The 17,241-nt window shown below is 40.2% G+C and carries 17 protein-coding genes and 1 pseudogene; 9 read left to right on the forward strand and 9 right to left on the reverse strand.

Annotation, left to right across the window (positions count from 1 at the left end; all coding sequences use genetic code 11):
• Positions 1 to 39: 39 nt before the first annotated feature.
• Positions 40 to 633, reverse strand: coding sequence for a GTP cyclohydrolase II (gene ribA / locus AACL30_RS13595; protein ID WP_339056973.1), 594 nt, complete (start codon positions 631 to 633; stop codon positions 40 to 42).
• Between the two features lie 329 nt (positions 634 to 962).
• Here ribA and AACL30_RS13600 point away from each other — a divergent pair.
• The 5 genes and pseudogenes from AACL30_RS13600 to AACL30_RS13620 form a co-directional block, all read left to right on the forward strand.
• A pseudogene (locus AACL30_RS13600) lies at positions 963 to 1,268 on the forward strand (LapA family protein); the annotation flags it as partial.
• A 104-nt stretch (positions 1,269 to 1,372) separates the two neighbouring features.
• Positions 1,373 to 2,542, forward strand: coding sequence for a lipopolysaccharide assembly protein LapB (gene lapB, locus AACL30_RS13605; RefSeq protein WP_006705194.1), 1,170 nt, complete (start codon positions 1,373 to 1,375; stop codon positions 2,540 to 2,542).
• A gap of 165 nt (positions 2,543 to 2,707) precedes the next feature.
• Positions 2,708 to 3,430: an orotidine-5'-phosphate decarboxylase gene (gene pyrF, locus AACL30_RS13610; protein WP_339058484.1), complete on the forward strand. Its 723-nt coding sequence runs from the start codon at positions 2,708 to 2,710 to the stop codon at positions 3,428 to 3,430.
• A gap of 55 nt (positions 3,431 to 3,485) precedes the next feature.
• The gene (yciH, locus tag AACL30_RS13615; protein ID WP_339056974.1) at positions 3,486 to 3,809 is read left to right on the forward strand and encodes a stress response translation initiation inhibitor YciH; all 324 of its coding nucleotides are present in this window, start codon (positions 3,486 to 3,488) and stop codon (positions 3,807 to 3,809) included.
• A gap of 186 nt (positions 3,810 to 3,995) precedes the next feature.
• A complete protein-coding gene (locus AACL30_RS13620) occupies positions 3,996 to 5,435 on the forward strand; it encodes a hypothetical protein (protein ID WP_339056975.1) in 1,440 nt (479 codons plus the stop codon).
• An 11-nt stretch (positions 5,436 to 5,446) separates the two neighbouring features.
• Here the strand turns inward: AACL30_RS13620 and AACL30_RS13625 are convergent, their stop codons facing one another.
• On the reverse strand, positions 5,447 to 6,919 hold the full coding sequence (locus tag AACL30_RS13625; protein WP_339056976.1) for a hypothetical protein: 1,473 nt from the start codon (positions 6,917 to 6,919) through the stop codon (positions 5,447 to 5,449).
• Positions 6,920 to 7,100: 181 nt separating this feature from the next.
• Complete coding sequence (fabI, locus tag AACL30_RS13630) at positions 7,101 to 7,922, reverse strand: enoyl-ACP reductase FabI (protein WP_339056977.1); 822 nt, start codon at positions 7,920 to 7,922, stop codon at positions 7,101 to 7,103.
• A 204-nt stretch (positions 7,923 to 8,126) separates the two neighbouring features.
• On the opposite strand from fabI, the gene AACL30_RS13635 reads away from it, so the two are divergent.
• Positions 8,127 to 9,131 (forward strand): hypothetical protein, encoded by a 1,005-nt coding sequence (locus AACL30_RS13635; protein ID WP_339056978.1) that lies wholly within the window; start codon positions 8,127 to 8,129, stop codon positions 9,129 to 9,131.
• A gap of 79 nt (positions 9,132 to 9,210) precedes the next feature.
• On the opposite strand, the gene ychF is transcribed toward AACL30_RS13635, so the two are convergent.
• From ychF to AACL30_RS13665, 6 genes are read right to left on the reverse strand one after another with little or no spacing between them, the layout of a single operon-like run.
• A complete protein-coding gene (ychF, locus tag AACL30_RS13640) occupies positions 9,211 to 10,302 on the reverse strand; it encodes a redox-regulated ATPase YchF (protein ID WP_339056979.1) in 1,092 nt (363 codons plus the stop codon).
• 12 nt (positions 10,303 to 10,314) lie between these two features.
• Complete coding sequence (gene pth, locus AACL30_RS13645) at positions 10,315 to 10,905, reverse strand: aminoacyl-tRNA hydrolase (protein ID WP_339056980.1); 591 nt, start codon at positions 10,903 to 10,905, stop codon at positions 10,315 to 10,317.
• A 13-nt stretch (positions 10,906 to 10,918) separates the two neighbouring features.
• Entirely contained in the window at positions 10,919 to 11,866 is a 948-nt protein-coding gene (locus AACL30_RS13650) for a ribose-phosphate pyrophosphokinase (protein ID WP_339056981.1), read from the reverse strand.
• A gap of 60 nt (positions 11,867 to 11,926) precedes the next feature.
• Positions 11,927 to 12,799, reverse strand: a complete 873-nt coding sequence (gene ispE / locus AACL30_RS13655; RefSeq protein WP_339056982.1) for a 4-(cytidine 5'-diphospho)-2-C-methyl-D-erythritol kinase — start codon at positions 12,797 to 12,799, stop codon at positions 11,927 to 11,929.
• Positions 12,796 to 13,467 carry a lipoprotein insertase outer membrane protein LolB gene (gene lolB, locus AACL30_RS13660; RefSeq protein WP_339056983.1) on the reverse strand — a complete coding sequence of 224 codons (672 nt, stop codon included), beginning with the start codon at positions 13,465 to 13,467 and terminating at the stop codon, positions 12,796 to 12,798. The genes ispE and lolB overlap by 4 nt, the downstream gene beginning before the upstream one ends.
• A gap of 19 nt (positions 13,468 to 13,486) precedes the next feature.
• A complete protein-coding gene (locus AACL30_RS13665) occupies positions 13,487 to 13,720 on the reverse strand; it encodes a hypothetical protein (protein ID WP_339056984.1) in 234 nt (77 codons plus the stop codon).
• A gap of 187 nt (positions 13,721 to 13,907) precedes the next feature.
• Between AACL30_RS13665 and hemA the strand changes: the two genes are divergently transcribed.
• The 3 genes from hemA to prmC are packed head-to-tail and all read left to right on the forward strand — an operon-like array spanning position 13,908 to position 17,164.
• Complete coding sequence (hemA, locus tag AACL30_RS13670) at positions 13,908 to 15,164, forward strand: glutamyl-tRNA reductase (protein ID WP_339058485.1); 1,257 nt, start codon at positions 13,908 to 13,910, stop codon at positions 15,162 to 15,164.
• A 45-nt stretch (positions 15,165 to 15,209) separates the two neighbouring features.
• Positions 15,210 to 16,292: a peptide chain release factor 1 gene (gene prfA / locus AACL30_RS13675; protein WP_339056985.1), complete on the forward strand. Its 1,083-nt coding sequence runs from the start codon at positions 15,210 to 15,212 to the stop codon at positions 16,290 to 16,292.
• Positions 16,292 to 17,164 carry a peptide chain release factor N(5)-glutamine methyltransferase gene (gene prmC / locus AACL30_RS13680; protein WP_339056986.1) on the forward strand — a complete coding sequence of 291 codons (873 nt, stop codon included), beginning with the start codon at positions 16,292 to 16,294 and terminating at the stop codon, positions 17,162 to 17,164. The genes prfA and prmC overlap by 1 nt, the downstream gene beginning before the upstream one ends.
• The last annotated feature ends 77 nt before the right edge of the window (positions 17,165 to 17,241 follow it).

Consider the following 17,241-nt stretch of genomic DNA (forward strand, 5'->3'; position numbering starts at 1 on the left):
CAAGAACAAGAGATTTCGAACAGGCTACAAGTGACACTGTCACTTATTGTCAAACAAATGACCCATTTTAGCGCCTTTGGTCGCGAGGTAATTTTTATTTTTTGGATTTTGACCGACGGTTAATGGCACTCGTTCGGCGATATTAATCCCTGATTGGGTGAGAATGTCGACTTTGTGTGGATTGTTGGTTAATAATCGTATTGATGTGATACCCAGTGATTTGTATATCTCGGCACAGAGCGTGAAATCGCGTTCATCAGCTTCAAAACCGAGTTGATGATTTGCTTCAACGGTATCGGCTCCCTTATCTTGTAAAGCATAAGCGCGGATCTTGTTGAGTAATCCAATATTACGGCCTTCTTGGCGATGGTAAATAAGAACGCCACGACCTTCTGCTGCAATTTGGCTCATGGCAGCTTTAAGCTGAGCACCACAATCACAGCGTAGGCTAAATAGCGCATCCCCAGTCAGACATTCAGAATGGATCCTTGATAAAATAGGGCTATTATCAGAGATGTCTCCCAAAATTAGTGCGAGGTGTTCATGACCGCCGTCTTCTTCAAAGCCGACTACCAAAAATTCGCCCCAGGGGGTTGGTAATTTAGCTTCTTCTGCTATACGTTTTAATTTCATATAAATGGATAAGACTCTTAAGAAAATACTGTAAATCTGGTTAATCGGTTATTGTATGGCTTTCTGGCTATTAATGGCAGCCAAATAATAACAATAAGCTTGTGGTGTCATCTTGTATGCCGTATTTTTGGCGTAATGGACAGATTTTTTACGCTGTGGTACAGGTGATCTTCTTGTTATACCCTTAGCCTTTTAAGCCTGTTGTTGACTGCGGGTGTTCCGCCCGAATCACGTATCTGCGCTCATCGGTCTCACGCTCTGGCCGCCTAACGGCAACTTGAAGGACTATGGGTATAACTATCTATTTATCTATCGGCAGTGGGGTAAATGTGAAATATTTACTAATTTTTTTGTTAGCACTGGTGATCTTCGTGATCTCAATTAGTTTAGGGGCACATAATGATCAGATCATCACTTTTAATTACCTATTGGCTCAGAGTGAATATCGGGTATCAACATTATTAGTGCTATTTTTTGTCGCTGGATTTGCATTGGGATGGATTATTTGTGGATTATTTTACCTACGAGTACGCTTATCTCTTGCACGAGCTAACCGCAAAATTAAACGGCTTGAAGTGCAGCTTGAACAACCTATTCAGCTGACTGCCATTAAAAATGAAGGCAGTGTTTCTAAGTCTGTTGATCATGCTGATAGAGGTGTTGTGGATAAAAACAGTGCTGACAGTATAGAGAGTGATAATGCCATTCGTTCCCATATAATTCGCCGGAAATAATTGATATGTTGGAACTGCTGTTTCTGCTATTACCGATAGCGGCCGCCTACGGCTGGTATATGGGGCGCAGAAGTGTTCAGCAGACTCAGCAAAAAAATGCGGATCGGTTGTCGCGTGAATATGTAGAAGGTGTTGATTTTTTACTTTCTAATCAACAGGACAAAGCGGTAGATTTATTTTTAAATATGATGAAAAAAGAAACTTCTACCGTTGATGCGCATTTGACACTAGGAAACTTATTTCGTTCGCGCGGTGAAGTTGATCGCGCTATCCGTATCCATCAAATGCTGATAGAAAATACTTCGCTAACGTTTGAGCAACGTTTATTGGCGAGCTATCAACTGGGGCGAGATTATATGACGGCCGGTCTTTACGATCGTGCGGAAAGCATGTTTATCCGATTGACTGATGAGCATGATTTTTGTATCGGGGCGTTACAGCAGTTACTGCTTATTTATCAGGCGATGAAAGAGTGGTTAAAAGCGGTTGAAGTGGCAGAAAAATTAATCAAACTGGGTAAAGAAGAGCAACGTATAGAGGCTGCTCATTTTTATTGTGAGTTAGCATTAGAAGCGATGAATGATGATGATGTAAATAAAGCCCAACATTTATTGAAAAAGGCGGCTCTAGTAGATAAAAAATGTGCCCGTGCTTCGATGATGCTAGGGCAAGTTTATATTGCTAATGGTGAATGGATTAAAGCAGTCGATTCACTACAACGGGTGTTGCAACAAGATAAAGACATCGTTAGCGAAGTATTACCTTTACTGCAAGGTTGTTATCAACATTTACAGCAAATTGACAATTGGACAAAATTTTTGCACCGTTGCGTTAAAAAAAATACCGGGACGGCTGCGGAATTAATGATGGCTGAATTAATTGAACAAAAAGAAGGTCGAAATGTTGCTCAAGCTTATATTAATAAACAATTGCAACAGTATCCTACTATGCGGCTATTTTATCGATTAATGGATTATCATTTGGCGGATGCGGAAGAGGGAAGTGCGCGTGAAAGTTTGTTGTTGCTAAGGGATATGGTAGGCAAGCAAATTGACAGCAAACCGACTTATCGTTGCCATAAATGTGGTCTTGCGACCCATTCTATTTACTGGCATTGCCCTTCCTGTCGCAGTTGGGCTTCGGTGAAGCCTATCAGGGGGTTGGATGGGCAATAAAATGGTTCGTAATTTCTTTTACTGCCTTGTTTTGTACAAAAAAGACAGCTGTTTCGCCCGTTTAGTCTCTTTTTAATTTCTCTTATTAGTTACAACATGCATTAATTATTCTTATATAGCCTGTGTTAAAATCAGGGAGGATGTCAAAAAAGGTAAAAAATGCAAATGAAAACAGAGAGTGATATGAATGCCAACGCATCACCTATTATTGTGGCACTTGATTATGCTGATATTAATAACGCCTTAGCTTTTGTTGATCGTATCAGTCCGCAGGATTGTCGGCTAAAAGTGGGTAAAGAGATGTTTACTTCACAAGGGCCTCAATGGATCATGAAGTTACAGGATAAGGGCTTTGATATTTTTCTTGATGTTAAATTTCATGATATTCCTCACACCACTGCACAAGCGGTTAAGGCCGCAGCTGATTTGGGCGTATGGATGGTCAATGTGCATGCGGTGGGCGGAGAAAAAATGCTGGTGGCGGCGAAAGAAGCGTTGTCAGATTTTGGTAAAAAAGCGCCGCTGTTGATTGCTGTTACGGTCTTGACCAGTATGGATGAAGATGATTTATCGGCGGTAGGTATTAATGATTGCGTTAATGATCAGGTGGAACGTTTAGCTAAATTAAGCCGCAATTGTGGCTTAGATGGTGTGGTTTGCTCGGGACGAGAGGCCGCGCATTTGAAAAATTGTTGTGGCAAAGCATTTAAATTGGTCACCCCGGGTATTCGTCCCGTCGGTAGTGTCGTTGGTGATCAGCAGCGTGTTATGACGCCAAAACAGGCGTTGGATGCCGGTGCTGATTTTTTAGTTATTGGCCGCCCGATCACCGAATCTAAAGAGCCAGCAAAGGCACTCAAGGCTATACGTGATTCATTGGTTTCATAAGTTATAAAAGCACCTGTTCAAAATTTTCTTGAGCGAGGCTCTTAGAGGTAGAAAGATGGATAATAACAGTCGATTAGTGTATTCCACAGATAAAGGCCGCATTGTTTTTCCTGAGGTAAAAACTGAACCAACAACGGTTGATGGCATCGTTCGTATTCAACGCCAAACCAGTGGTCGTAGAGGGAAGGGCGTCAGTTTGATTACAGGGATTGCAGCCAGTGATGAGCAACTCAATACGCTGGCAGCAGAATTAAAAAGGAAATGTGGTTGTGGCGGTGCGGTGAAAAATGGGGTGATTGAGATACAAGGTGATAAAAGGGATCTACTAAAACAATTACTTGAAGCCAAGGGAATGAAAGTGAAAATAGCGGGAGGATAATAGACCCAATGAATTGTACTGGGTCTACTGTTTTTAGCAGTAAAGATTTTATAATAAAGAAAGTGTATTTTTTTGAAAGAAAAATAAATTAAAAATACTATTAGTTATTATTATGAATATTTTATTTAGTTAAAATTTTTGCGTTTTTGTTACATCAATACCGTTAGCGTACGGTAGGAGGGCAAAATGGCAATATCATTAAATTTGGCTAGCAGTGTTTTTGTTTGTTCTAATACGAGACTAGTTAGAATGATTGAGGGCGATCCGAAACGTGCTATGCATATGGGATTTTTGGACTCTTTTTTGGATATATTTAGAAGTGAAAGTAAAAGAGAAAAGGTTAACGAATTATACCAAAAGTTACATAACAATGACTCAGATCCTATCCTGAGCTGTAGAAATTACAGTGTAAATAAATTAATAACGTTTTCAAAAATAAGAGATCTGGCTGATTTTAATAAACAAGATCAGTTTACTGTTTTAGTACAGGACGGAAAAATGGATTTTTTGATATCTGGATTTTCTATTTATCATCAATCTATTTCTAATTTTGCGAGCCGATTTATTCGATGTAAATGTTTGTTTTTTGATCAAACGATGCGAGAAAAAGAGCAATTAGAAATTCTATTAAAAGCAGATAAAGAATTGGCAGCCAGTAAGATTCAAAATTTTTTTAGGGCACACAAAAGAATCTTAGAGGGTAAAAAAAAGAAGGCTATACGTAAGGGAAAAGAATTCGCCATAACAAAATATAAAAATAAAGAAGGTATAAAGAAAAAATATTATTTTCATGTAAACAATGAGTATCCTGTGGTTTATTCATCTGGTATAAAAACTGACTTATCTTTGATTGGCTCTTATAAACATGTTCATACTATGGATGATAGATTTGTAGAGCTGGTACCTAATCGTAATCATGAAAAAGGGGCTGATTTTAATCGTCGTAACAATATATATTATAAGGAGCTGATGAGTACCAAAACGGTAATCAGTGGTTTGGTTGTTGATAAGGATGTGATCATTGCACGTAACGCGGGTGAAGATCTGTATGATCTTGTGATCAATAAACATCAAAAAATTGATATTAAAGCGTTTAGAGAAGCGATGCAGGATTTAAAAAATTTACATCAAAAAGGTATTTATCTCGTCGATATCAAAATAGAGAATATGGCTTATGATAAAAATAAAAATCGGATTAATCTTATTGATGTGGAAAACAGAGTAAGAAGAGGAGAAAAATTTAAAGGCATTATTTATAGCGAGGATTCTGCTACAAATGGTTTATTGCGAGGTTACACGAGAATTAATCAAGAGGGAAAAAAGACCTATGATTATGGTATTTTACGAGCATGGGATGAATATGCTTTTCTATTAGCAATGATTGCCTGTACTAGCAAAAATTACTTTTTGTATGAGATGGTTATGAAACCTGATGTAGATATTAATGGTGGTAGGTATCCTGGCGCGATGAATCATTTGAATAAAAATTTATTTAACCAGTGGATTTCTCTTAATGTGCAATCTAAATTTTGTTTAGATATTGAAAGATTATTGACTAATCCGGCAAAATTTTGCTTTGAAAAACCGGATCATAGTTATTTAGCAGATATGTTCTTTAGAACATAAATCCATATTATTTATCCTTTATTTCTGTTACTTTTCCGTATCATTGCTTGTTCTAAAAATTCTTTGCTTGATTCTATGTTTTCATTAATCATGTTTACGATAAATTCTTTTTCAGCTTTTTCATCGTATTTTAATAAAATATCTTTTAGTTGATTATCAGGGATTAATCCATTATTTTTTGCTGGAATAAATGATATAGATACTTTTTCAAAGGTTTCTTTTCCTTCGCTGTCTATTCTTATTACATAGTTTAATGAAATATTAAATGGGTAATAGTATTTATCGCCGGCTTTGATGGCATCATCAGAAGAATCTTCAGAAAACTGACAAAAAGGAGTGACACAGGATGAATGAGTAAGAAGGAGATCAGTATCTTGTTGTTCTATATTGATCACTGTTATTTCAGGATCGCTAATATGTTTATGATCCGTGACTTTACTACATTGCTGGAAATAATAGGTGAGGGTTTCATTACTTTTTTTAATTTCTTTATGAAAATTTTTATCACCACTATTAAAAAATGTGCCTACCGTTAAATTTGCACTTGTTTGACATAGGTGCCCAATCAACACAGAGACTTGTTGAGGCGTTATTTTTTCTATAGTAGCGATTGATTTAAATATTTCACTTTGTTCAATGTATTCTCTTCTTTTTTTATCATAATGAATATCGTTTTCATTTCCTCTAAACCAGTTTAATGGTTTATGGTATTTTCCATTGATATAAATATGTTGATTTTTATTGCCGTCTCTGGTGTTATCAAGTGACATTTGATCTATTTCTGCTTCACATTCTTTCGCAAAATATTCTCTTCGTTTTTTTTCATTTGAACCTTCATTAAAAAAATTTTCATTCTCCTCGATTGTTTTTTTCTCTTTTTTTTCTGTATTTTTTTTACTGATAGTATAAATATACTGTAAATCATCCAGTTTTTTTTCTGGTAGTGCGCCTTCCTCTTTTTTTGATGACAAAGGAAACAATCTTGTGATGTTCTCTTTTCTTTCATCGTTGGTGACTTCATCTAAAAACATGATTTCGTCTGTACTGCTGTTTTCTTTGTGTATGTTTGGCAAAGTTATTTTTTCTTCGTCATCAATATTAACGACAATATTATTTTCGCTATCATATGATAAATATATTTTATCTTTATGCCCTGGTGACAATAGTGATTTTATAGTGTGAATAGAATGTATTAACGCATTGAATTTTTTATCGGTAATGTTATCTGATTGCATTTCATCAATATATTTGCTTTCTGCCAAATATAATTTATATATTTCTTTTTTTGCTTTTTTTGCTTTTCTTTCTTTTTCATTATAAGAGAAAAAGACTTGAATTTTTTGGAATAGGCGTTTTAGTTTATATATTATTTTATACTTTGTTTTCTTACTCTTTCCTGTTTTATCTTTCTTTATTTTAGCTTTTGTCTGTATTGTTAATGTTTTTACCCTATTTATATTTAATGGCGCTGCTGCATAAATCATGTTCATTCCCTCATAATAAATCGTTGCGATATAATTATAGACGGGATTTAGTCGAAATTTTTTGTACCCACTGATACTTTGTCAAAAAGGGCTCAAAATACTTATTTACTTCCTTGTTTTGTACAAAAAGGTCGCTGCGCTTTTTCCTTCCTAAGCGCAGCTCAAAGAAGCTTTAAATGGACTATTCTTTTTTTGCAGATTGGCTTAATTCATCATTACCCATACTCCCCATCGCGGTAATGTTAAAACCAGCGTCAACATGCAAAATTTCACCGGTAATACCACCAGCTAAGTCGGAGCATAAAAAGGCAGCTGCATTACCTACATCTTCGATAGTGACCGTGCGGCGAAGGGGGGTGTATTTTTCACAATGTGCTAGCATTTTTCTGAAATTTTTAATCCCTGAGGCGGCAAGTGTACGAATGGGTCCCGCCGAAATTGCGTTAACGCGGATAGCATCGGGGCCGAGTGAATCCGCCATGTAGCGTACGTTAGCTTCTAAAGAGGCTTTGGCAAGTCCCATAACATTGTAATTGGTGATGGTGCGCTCTGCGCCTAAATAACTCAGTGTTAGCAGGGCTGAATTAGGATTGAGCATAGCACGGCAAGCTTTAGCCATCGCTACAAAGCTATAGGCGCTGATGTCATGTGCGATGTTAAAACCTTTACGTGTCACCGCATTAACATAATCACCATCGAGCTGCTCGCTAGGCGCATAAGCAATGGAATGAACAAACCCATCAAAGGTAGACCAATTTTTTTCTTTTTTCATATCTTCAAAAAGTTCGTTGATTTCTTCATCTTTTGCAACATCACAAGGAAAAATCAGTGTTGAATTGAATTCTTTAGCGAAGTCAGTGACGCGCTGTTTTAATTTATCGTTTTGATAAGTGAAAGCCAATTCCGCGCCTTGCTCGTGCATTTTTTGTGCTATACCGTAAGCAATAGAACGATTACTGGCTAAACCTGCAATTAAAATACGTTTGCCTTTCAGAAAACTCATAAAAGTAATCCTTGTGTTTAAATAGTTTGGGGAATAATCCGAGAGATTTTAGCATGCTTTGTTAAGATATAGCCGAATCAGTTTCATTTGGTTCAAGGCGGAGGAGCGCGAACAGTACCAATAGTACGGTAAGCGACTTAAACTGATTTGGCTATAGCGATTGATTAGCTTATTTTACATTTTCATTACATAAGGCAATAAAACATGTATAGCAATGAAGATATTGAATCAGCAGTGGCTGCGAAAATAATTAGCCGGCAAGCAGCACAGGCACTACGTGATCATGTTGCTGGTGTTAAAAAAACATCAGCTGTAGATGAAGAAAATTTTCGGCTATTGACCGGCTTTAATGATATTTTTGTGGTGATGGCTTCTTTATTACTTTTAGGCGCTCTATTTTTTATTTGTGTGTATTATTATCAACAAGCATGGCTGGGAGGATTGTTGGTTGCAGGAGCCTCCTGGGCATTAGCGGAATATTTTGTTCGTCAACGTCATATGGCGTTACCCGCGATTGTATTATTGTTCACTTTTATTTTTGGTGTTGGTTTTGCAACCGTATCTACACTGTATGTGATTGGTTATCTTTTTGTCGGCGAGCTTGTTGCTGCTATTTTGACAGCATTAGCTGCATTACTGCATTGGCGGCGTTTTCGCACGCCTATCACGCTGGCTGCGGGTTTAGGGACTGTTCTTTTGTATGTTTTAATGAGTTTAAATAAGTTGTTGCCTGCCGTTGCCGCAAATGTGATGCCTTATGTTGTATTTTGCATGGGATTGTTGGCATTTGCCGGTGCGATGTATTGGGATATCTCCGATCTTCGCCGTCAAACCCGTCACTCTGATATCGCCTTTTGGCTTCATTTATTGGCGGCGCCATTGTTAGTTCATCCGGTTTTTAACATTATGCTCGCTGATACCTCACTCTTGAATATCATATTAATCCTCACCTTGTATGTATTAATTGCTTCTTTTTCATTGGCGATTGATCGTCGGGCGTTGATGGTGTCAGCCCTGATATATGTTTTGATTGCTGTTAGCACTTTATTAGATAAAACCACTGTGGTTGATTTGAGTTTCGCTTTGACAGCGTTAATCACTGGCTCAGCTTTGTTATTGTTATCTGCTTTTTGGCACCAGAGCCGTCGTTTTATTATCAGGTTGCTACCTCAAGCGGTTTGTCGTTATTTTCCACCTATTACGGAGTAGATCCCACGTGGTTTATACCCTTCGCCTTTGAAGCTGCCGCAAAGGCGAAGGGTATATGGCCAAATCAGTTTAATTCAGGCTATACGTTAAATAAAAAGTTCATCACATCGCCATCTTTAACAATGTAATCTTTCCCTTCTGCGCGCATTTTTCCTGCTTCTTTTGCTGCTTGTTCGCCTCGGTAAGCAATAAAGTCGGCAAAATTAATGGTTTGTGCACGGATAAAGCCTTTTTCAAAATCGGTGTGGATCTTCCCTGCCGCCTGTGGGGCGGTGGCGCCAACAGGGATAGTCCAGGCTCTTACTTCTTTTACTCCTGCGGTAAAATAGGTTTGTAAATTCAGTAATTGATAACCGGCACGGATCACGCGATTTAAACCTGCTTCATCCATACCCAGTGCTGCCATAAATTCAGCACGATCGCCATCGGTTAATTCGGCGATATCCGATTCTGCCGCGGCGCAAACAGCGATGACGATAGCCCCTTCTTGTTCCGCAATTTTCTGTACCTGAGCTAAATAAGGGTTATTTTCAAAACCGTCTTCATTCACATTAGCGATGTACATGGTAGGTTTCAATGTCAGAAAATTGAGATAGCGAATTGCCGCTTTTTCTTCTTCTGTTAGTGCTAAGGTACGTAACATCGCGATTTTTTCTAAATGGGATAAACATTTTTCTAACACCGCTAATGTAGCTTTAGCGTCTTTATCTCCGCCTTTGGCTTTTTTTTGTACCCGGCTGATCGCACGTTCACATATATCCAGATCGTATGAAATCAACTCAATATTAATGGTATCAATATCTTCGCTAGGATTAATTTTACCTGCCACATGCACAATGTTTTCGTTGGCAAAACAACGCACCACATGACCAATGGCATCTGTTTCACGAATATTGGTTAAAAACTGGTTACCTAAGCCTTCACCTTTTGATGCGCCTTTGACCAGTCCCGCGATATCAACAAATTCCATTGTTGTTGGCACGATCCTTTGTGGTTTTACAATTTCAGCAAGCTGATCTAAACGTGGATCCGGCACCGGAACCACGCCGGTATTAGGCTCAATAGTGCAGAATGGAAAATTAGCGGCCTCAATACCTGCTTGTGTTAATGCGTTGAATAACGTGGATTTCCCTACGTTAGGCAGCCCAACAATACCGCATTTAAATCCCATGTTTAATTACCTTTATTTATTAATTCGAAATGAATGTAGATTTTGGATTGCAGTAGCCATATTCTCTTTGAAAATGAGTTCAGTACAGCGTAGGGATTCATCAATCGCATCGTCAATGCGCTTTTTTTCACTCAGGGGAGGGGGGGATAAGACAAAGTCCATCACTTTACTGCGTTCACCCGGATGGCCAATACCAATGCGTAAACGGTGGAAGTTAGCATTATTATCCAATTTTTTTTGGATATCTTTTAAACCATTGTGTCCACCGTTGCCGCCGCCGAATTTAAATTTAGCTACCCCCGGCAAAAAATCTAATTCATCATGAACCACTAAAATCTCTTCTGCTAAAAAATGATAAAAATTTGTCATGGCCTTGACCGCGTTACCACTTAAATTCATAAAGGTAGTGGGTATCAGTAGCCGGATCTCATGATTGACGATTTTTATTTGAGCGGTATAACCTAAAAGTTTACTGTTTTTTTGCAATGATTGGTTGTAGCGTTTTGCTAGGTTTTCGACAAACCAGGCGCCTGCATTATGGCGGGTTTCTGCATATTGTGAGCCAGGATTTGCCAAGCCAACGATGAGCTTTATAGGTTTCATAGTAATGGAAGGGTTAATGTTCAAACATGGCGGAAATAGATTCTTCGTTGCTAATGCGCCGAATGGCTTCAGCGAGCATGCCAGCTAATGTCAGTGATCGTACTTTTTTCAATGCCTTGATCTTTTCAGATAGGGGGATGGTGTCACAAACAATAATTTCATCGATAACGGAATTATTGATATTCTCAACCGCATTGCTAGAAAAAACCGGATGAGTGGCATAAGCCAGTACCCGTTTCGCCCCTCGTTCTTTTAAGGCCTCTGCCGCTTTACATAAGGTTCCCGCGGTATCAATCATATCATCAACTAAAACGCAATCTCGGTCTGCCACGTCGCCGATAATATGCATCACTTGAGCGATGTTAGCCTTTGGCCGACGTTTGTCAATAATCGCCATTTCAGTGTCATTTAACAGTTTAGCAATCGCCCGTGCGCGGACGACACCGCCGATATCGGGTGAAACCACAATCGGGTTTTTTAAATTTTGTTGTAACATATCTTCTAGTAGGATCGGACTGCCAAAAACGTTATCTACTGGCACATCAAAAAAACCTTGGATTTGTTCCGCATGCAAGTCTACGGTCAGGACACGATCGACCCCCACACTTGATAAGAAGTCCGCGACCACTTTGGCGGTAATGGGAACACGGGCAGAACGTACGCGGCGATCTTGGCGAGAGTAGCCAAAATAAGGAATGACTGCGGTAATACGTCCCGCGGAGGCACGGCGCAAGGCGTCAATCATGACAACCAGTTCCATTAGGTGATTGTTGCTGGGAGCACAAGTAGACTGGATGATAAAAATATCCCCGCCACGTACGTTTTCATTGATTTCCACGCTCACTTCACCGTCACTAAAACAGCCCACAGCAGCGTCGCCAAGAGTGGTGTATAAACGGTTAGCAACCCGTTTGGCAAGTTCAGGCACGGCATTACCAGCAAAAAGCTTCATATCAGGCACGAGATGGACCTCAGGTAGGTGTCGAGATAATGTATACCCTTCGTCTTTGAAGTCGCCGCGTTAAAGACGAAGGGTATATTCGGAAATGGCGTGCCGCAAAGGGGAAACATTAACACCCTGTGCAACAAAGCCGTGTAACCACGCTGGAGCGATATTTAACACCTTGCGTGCCGATGACTCAGTATCGAATTCAGCAAACACACAAGCACCGGTTCCAGTAAGGCGTGATGGCGCGTATTCTAACAGCCATGAAAGAATCTGTTCAACCTCGTGAAACTGTTTTCTAACAATCGGCTCGCAATCATTAGTGAAAGCGGTGTTTAAAAGCGTTGCCAATGAGCGGGCGGGCGTGTTTCTTGTCAATTCACTTGCAGAGAAAATGGCGGAGGTTGCAATGCTAATACCAGGATGTGCAACTAAGTACCATTTTTCAGCCGGAGTTACCGGTTGAAGTTTTTCACCAATGCCTTCAGCAAAAGCTGCCTGCCCATAGATAAATACCGGAACATCAGCCCCTAAAGTCAATCCCCATCTCGCCAGTTGCTCATTAGTGAAACCGCATCGCCACAGATGATTTAAAGCAACTAAAACGGTAGCGGCATTGGATGAACCGCCACCTAATCCTCCACCCAGGGGGAGTTTTTTTTCAATGCTAATATCAGCACCGGCCTGCGTGTGACAAGGTAACTTTTTTTGTAACCACTTTTTCTGTAACAAACAGGCGGCCTGTATTATTAAATTTTTTTCTTGATCAACGCCTGGAATAGGCGTTAATAACCGTATTTTTTGGTCTTTGCGCGGTGTAATGGTTAATTTGTCGCCGTAATTGAGGAACTGAAAGAGGGTTTGCAATTGATGATAACCATCAGGGCGTTGGCCGGTAACATAAAGAAATAAATTCAGTTTTGCTGGGCAGAGCCATACGTATGTCATGTTTTCCCTTCACGTACGCCCTGGTCGTTTAGCGGCAACTTCAAGGACTGTGGGGATAGTTTCCAGCTGTCTATTTTTAGTTTGATGCGTTTTTTTCCTTTTTGCGTTTTTAGTTCAATACGTTTGGGTAGCGGTGTAGATCCCTCCGTGTAGCTTTGATAATTCACCGACCATATTTGATCCGCTTGTCGATAATTTATCTGTTTTAAACGATATAGATCATCTAGCGTAAAGTTATGGCTCTTACCGGGCAAACCAAGCATCCACTGGTGTAGGTTATCTAGTGGGATCCACATCCCCGTGAGTCTTTGTATTATTTCCTGTGGATCTTTGCTGAGGTGACGTTTGCCTCGATTGTCTATCAATAAGGTAAATTCGGGTTGGACACGTAATTCAAATTCAATCATGCCTAAAGGGTTGGTCAGCAGCAGTCGGTAGTTTTTTTCCGAGTATTGTTGCCAGAAAAAGCGAGCATAGGTTTTTTGTTTGTCAGAAAAATAGGCTATTGATCCGCTTATTTGGAATTGCTCAATCTGCTTTAATTTTTGTTCATGCTGATGCCATTGATATGAATTAAGGGGGATGACGGAAGGAGGTTGTGTTGTAACGCAGCCCACCAGTACTAAGCTGGCTAAAGGCAATAGACAACAAAAGTTTATCTTACGCATTGTGTTATTAATCTATCCTTTAATACAGAAACAGGAGAATTTTTCGTTGTCTTTCGATTTCGTTTTGTCTCAGCGCCGCTATTTCTTCATTATTTTTTGGTGTAATTTGATGTTGACATGTTTGTGATCGCGTGCCAACCAGCGTTGGTGGTCCCCACCATCTTACACATTTACTTTGCTCTTCAGTGCTTTGTTTTTCTTTAGCACTTGCAAACAAGGAAAAAAATAGAAGGGGTAATATTATGTTTTTCATATTGTTAAGTTACCTTATTGGGATAAATCTGAATATGATTTTGTTGTTTACTCTTAGCTAGCCTAATACTGGTGGGCTGCGTTACAACACAATCTCTTCAATCTTCTTCATAAGTGTGATGTGACTTTTATTGGTTAACTGTATAAAGTAGAATTCAGCTTTGAAAAAAGCCACCCCAAATATTCTCATGACATTGCTCGCATTAGGCATCAATCACAAAACTGCCCCAGTATCATTACGTGAACAGCTGAGTTTTTTACCAGGCTCCCTTGATAAAGCGTTAAATAGTTTGCTTGAGCAACCTTGGATACAAGGGGCGGTTTTGCTGTCTACTTGCAATCGTACTGAATTGTATCTTAGCGTAAAATGGCAAGATAGTCTGCATCAGCAATTGATTGCCTGGTTATGTCACTATCAAAAAATCAACCCAAATGATGTCATTGCGAGTTTGTATTGGTACCGTAATAGTGATGTCCTAAGTCATTTAATTCGTGTTGCTAGTGGATTGGATTCAATGGTGTTGGGAGAGCCGCAGATCTTGGGGCAAGTTAAAAAAGCCTTTGCAGCATCGCGGTGTATTCAATCTTTACCTTGTGAACTAGAACGCTTATTTCAAAAATCTTTCTCAGTGGCGAAAAGAATACGATCGGAAACAGGTATTGGTGCCAGTGCTGTTTCTGTAGCCTTTGCTGCCTGTACCTTGGCTCGGCAAATTTTTGAATCATTACCAGAATTAAATGTGCTATTGATAGGTGCAGGGGAAACTATTGCCCTCGTTGCTCATTATTTGAGCGATCATAAAATTAAAGGTATGATGATTGCCAATCGGACACCAGAAAAAGCATTTTTTTTAGCGCACCAAGTAGGGGCAGAAGTTATCACTATTGCGCAAATAGAGCATCGCTTGGCCGATGCGGATATTATTATTAGCGCTACCGCCAGCACATTGCCTCTTATCAGTAAGGGTATGGTTGAGCGGGCATTAAAAACTCGGCGCAATCAGCCGATGTTGTTTATTGATATTGCTGTGCCAAGGGATGTGGAGCCGGCAATTGCTAAATTACCTAACGTTTATCTATATACCGTCGATGATTTACAGGCCATTATCCAGCACAATTTGTCGCGGCGCAAAACAGCGGCCATTCAAGCTGAATCAATAGTACAACAGGAAAGCGTCAATTTTATGATTTGGCTACAATCGCAAAATGCGTTAGAAACCATTCGTGATTACCGTATTCAAGCAGACCAGCTACGCAGTAATATGACGATAAAAGCCTTGACGGCGATTGGACGCGGTGAGAACGTGGAACAAGTGATTACGCAATTAGCGCACAAATTAACAAATCGTCTTCTCCATATGCCAACTAAATCTCTTCATCAAGCCGCCAATGAAGGTGATATGGAGCGATTGCAATTATTACGTGATAGCTTAGGTTTGAATTAACAATAAAAAATTTAAGTATTAATTAAATAAAGTCGAGAATTACTGATGAAGCTTTCTATTGTCACTAAATTGCAAGCATTACAAGAGCGTTATGAAGAAGTTGAAGCGCACCTCGGGGATGCAAAGGTGATCAGTGATCAGCTTCGTTTTCGCACCTTATCACGTGAATACGCGCAACTTAAGGATATTAGCCTCTGTTTTAAACAATGGAACGATTTACAAAAGGATATCGAAACAGCGTCGAGCATGATCGACGATTTGGAAATGCGTGAGCTGGCTCAAGATGAATTGAAAGAAGCGAAGATCCGCAGTGAAGCACTAGAACAAAAATTACAAGTATTGCTGTTGCCTCAAGATCCTGATGATGAGCGCGATTGTTTTTTAGAAATACGCGCTGGCACCGGTGGTGACGAAGCGGCGATTTTTGCAGGCGATATGTTTCGTATGTATAGCCGATACGCAGAAACACGTCGGTGGAAAATTGAAGTGATGAATATCAATGAAGGAGAGCAGGGGGGTTACAAAGAGGTCATCACTAAAATCACCGGCAATGGTGTCTACGGCCAGTTAAAATTTGAATCAGGTGGCCATCGCGTGCAACGGGTACCAAAAACGGAGTCGCAGGGGCGCATTCATACTTCAGCTTGTACAGTGGCTGTGATGCCAGTGCTCCCAGAAACGGAAGTGCCAGAAATTAGCACCAATGATTTGCGTATTGATACTTTTCGTTCTTCTGGGGCGGGTGGGCAACATGTGAACACGACCGATTCGGCCATCCGCATTACTCATTTACCAACAGGTATTGTCGTTGAATGCCAAGATGAGCGTTCGCAGCATAAAAACAAAGCCAAAGCTATGTCGGTATTGGCTGCTCGGATACGTGAGACAGAGAGGCAAAAAAGACAGCAAGCTCAAGCTTCTGAGCGGCGTAATTTATTGGGATCGGGGGATCGTTCTGATCGTAGTCGCACTTATAATTTCCCACAAGGCCGCGTCACGGATCACCGTATTAATCTGACACTTTATCGCCTGGATGAAGTGATGGAAGGAAAATTAGATATATTAATTGAGCCTATTGTGCAAGAGTATCAAGCTGATCAGCTTGCTGCGTTAGCTGAGCAAGAGTGATGAATTATCAATATTGGCTATCGATGGCGGCATCCCGTTTTGTTAATAGTGAGAGCCCAAAGCGTGATGCTGAAATTTTATTAAGTTTCGTTACGGGTCGAGCACGTACTTTTCTGTTAGCTTTCTCTGAAACAGAGCTAACAGAGGAACAGCTGGCTAAGCTTGCGCCTTTAGTTGAACGCCGGCAGCAAGGCGAGCCGATTGCTTATTTGGTGGGTGAGCGTGAATTTTGGTCATTACCTTTAACGGTTTCATCTGCTAGTCTGATCCCGCGCCCTGATACGGAATCTTTGGTTGAAAAAGCGTTGGTCTGTTTACCCCCTGATGCTTGCCGTATTTTAGATTTGGGTAGCGGCAGTGGTGCGATAGCATTGGCATTGGCGAGTGAACGTCCTGATTGCCTGGTGATTGGCATTGATATCAATGCTGATGCGGTGATTTTAGCGCGCCATAATGCGTTAAAGTTAGCGATAAATAATCTGTGTTTTGTTCAGGGAAATTGGTTTAATGTCAACGCATTTGCTAAACAGGGCGTTGAGCGCGATCATTTTTCATCTCTGATGACAGGCTTTAGGTTAATTGTGAGTAATCCCCCTTATATTGCCAGCGACGATCCGCATCTTAAGATGGGCGATGTGCGCTATGAACCGATAGCGGCGCTGGTGGCTGGCGACGATGGAATGGATGATCTGATTATCATTGTACGACAAGCGCCTGCGTATCTTCTTTCAGAAGGGTGGTTGCTGGTGGAGCATGGTTGGCAACAAGCAAAAAAAGTACAAGCATTATTCTATGAAGCAGGGTTTAGCGCCGTCATGACCCATCAAGATTATGGCGGGCGTGATCGTTTCACTCTGGGTCAATGGAAATGATAGATTAAATAGACTTTTATACCCTTCGCCTTTGAATTTGCCACGCTGCCAACAACGCGGCGGGTATATATAAATAT

The organism is Candidatus Regiella endosymbiont of Tuberolachnus salignus, from assembly GCF_964020115.1.
Taxonomy (GTDB): Bacteria; Pseudomonadota; Gammaproteobacteria; order Enterobacterales; family Enterobacteriaceae; genus Regiella; species Regiella insecticola.

Bases quoted from the DNA above. Each gene is read 5' to 3' on its own strand.
- ribA (WP_339056973.1), bottom strand. From the start codon at position 633: ATGAAATTAAAACGTATAGCAGAAGAAGCTAAATTACCAACCCCCTGG.
- lapB (WP_006705194.1), top strand. From the start codon at position 1,373: ATGTTGGAACTGCTGTTTCTGCTATTACCGATAGCGGCCGCCTACGGC.
- pyrF (WP_339058484.1), top strand. From the start codon at position 2,708: ATGAAAACAGAGAGTGATATGAATGCCAACGCATCACCTATTATTGTG.
- yciH (WP_339056974.1), top strand. From the start codon at position 3,486: ATGGATAATAACAGTCGATTAGTGTATTCCACAGATAAAGGCCGCATT.
- AACL30_RS13620 (WP_339056975.1), top strand. From the start codon at position 3,996: ATGGCAATATCATTAAATTTGGCTAGCAGTGTTTTTGTTTGTTCTAAT.
- AACL30_RS13625 (WP_339056976.1), bottom strand. From the start codon at position 6,919: ATGATTTATGCAGCAGCGCCATTAAATATAAATAGGGTAAAAACATTA.
- fabI (WP_339056977.1), bottom strand. From the start codon at position 7,922: ATGAGTTTTCTGAAAGGCAAACGTATTTTAATTGCAGGTTTAGCCAGT.
- AACL30_RS13635 (WP_339056978.1), top strand. From the start codon at position 8,127: ATGTATAGCAATGAAGATATTGAATCAGCAGTGGCTGCGAAAATAATT.
- ychF (WP_339056979.1), bottom strand. From the start codon at position 10,302: ATGGGATTTAAATGCGGTATTGTTGGGCTGCCTAACGTAGGGAAATCC.
- pth (WP_339056980.1), bottom strand. From the start codon at position 10,905: ATGAAACCTATAAAGCTCATCGTTGGCTTGGCAAATCCTGGCTCACAA.
- ispE (WP_339056982.1), bottom strand. From the start codon at position 12,799: ATGACATACGTATGGCTCTGCCCAGCAAAACTGAATTTATTTCTTTAT.
- lolB (WP_339056983.1), bottom strand. From the start codon at position 13,467: ATGCGTAAGATAAACTTTTGTTGTCTATTGCCTTTAGCCAGCTTAGTA.
- AACL30_RS13665 (WP_339056984.1), bottom strand. From the start codon at position 13,720: ATGAAAAACATAATATTACCCCTTCTATTTTTTTCCTTGTTTGCAAGT.
- hemA (WP_339058485.1), top strand. From the start codon at position 13,908: ATGACATTGCTCGCATTAGGCATCAATCACAAAACTGCCCCAGTATCA.
- prfA (WP_339056985.1), top strand. From the start codon at position 15,210: ATGAAGCTTTCTATTGTCACTAAATTGCAAGCATTACAAGAGCGTTAT.
- prmC (WP_339056986.1), top strand. From the start codon at position 16,292: ATGAATTATCAATATTGGCTATCGATGGCGGCATCCCGTTTTGTTAAT.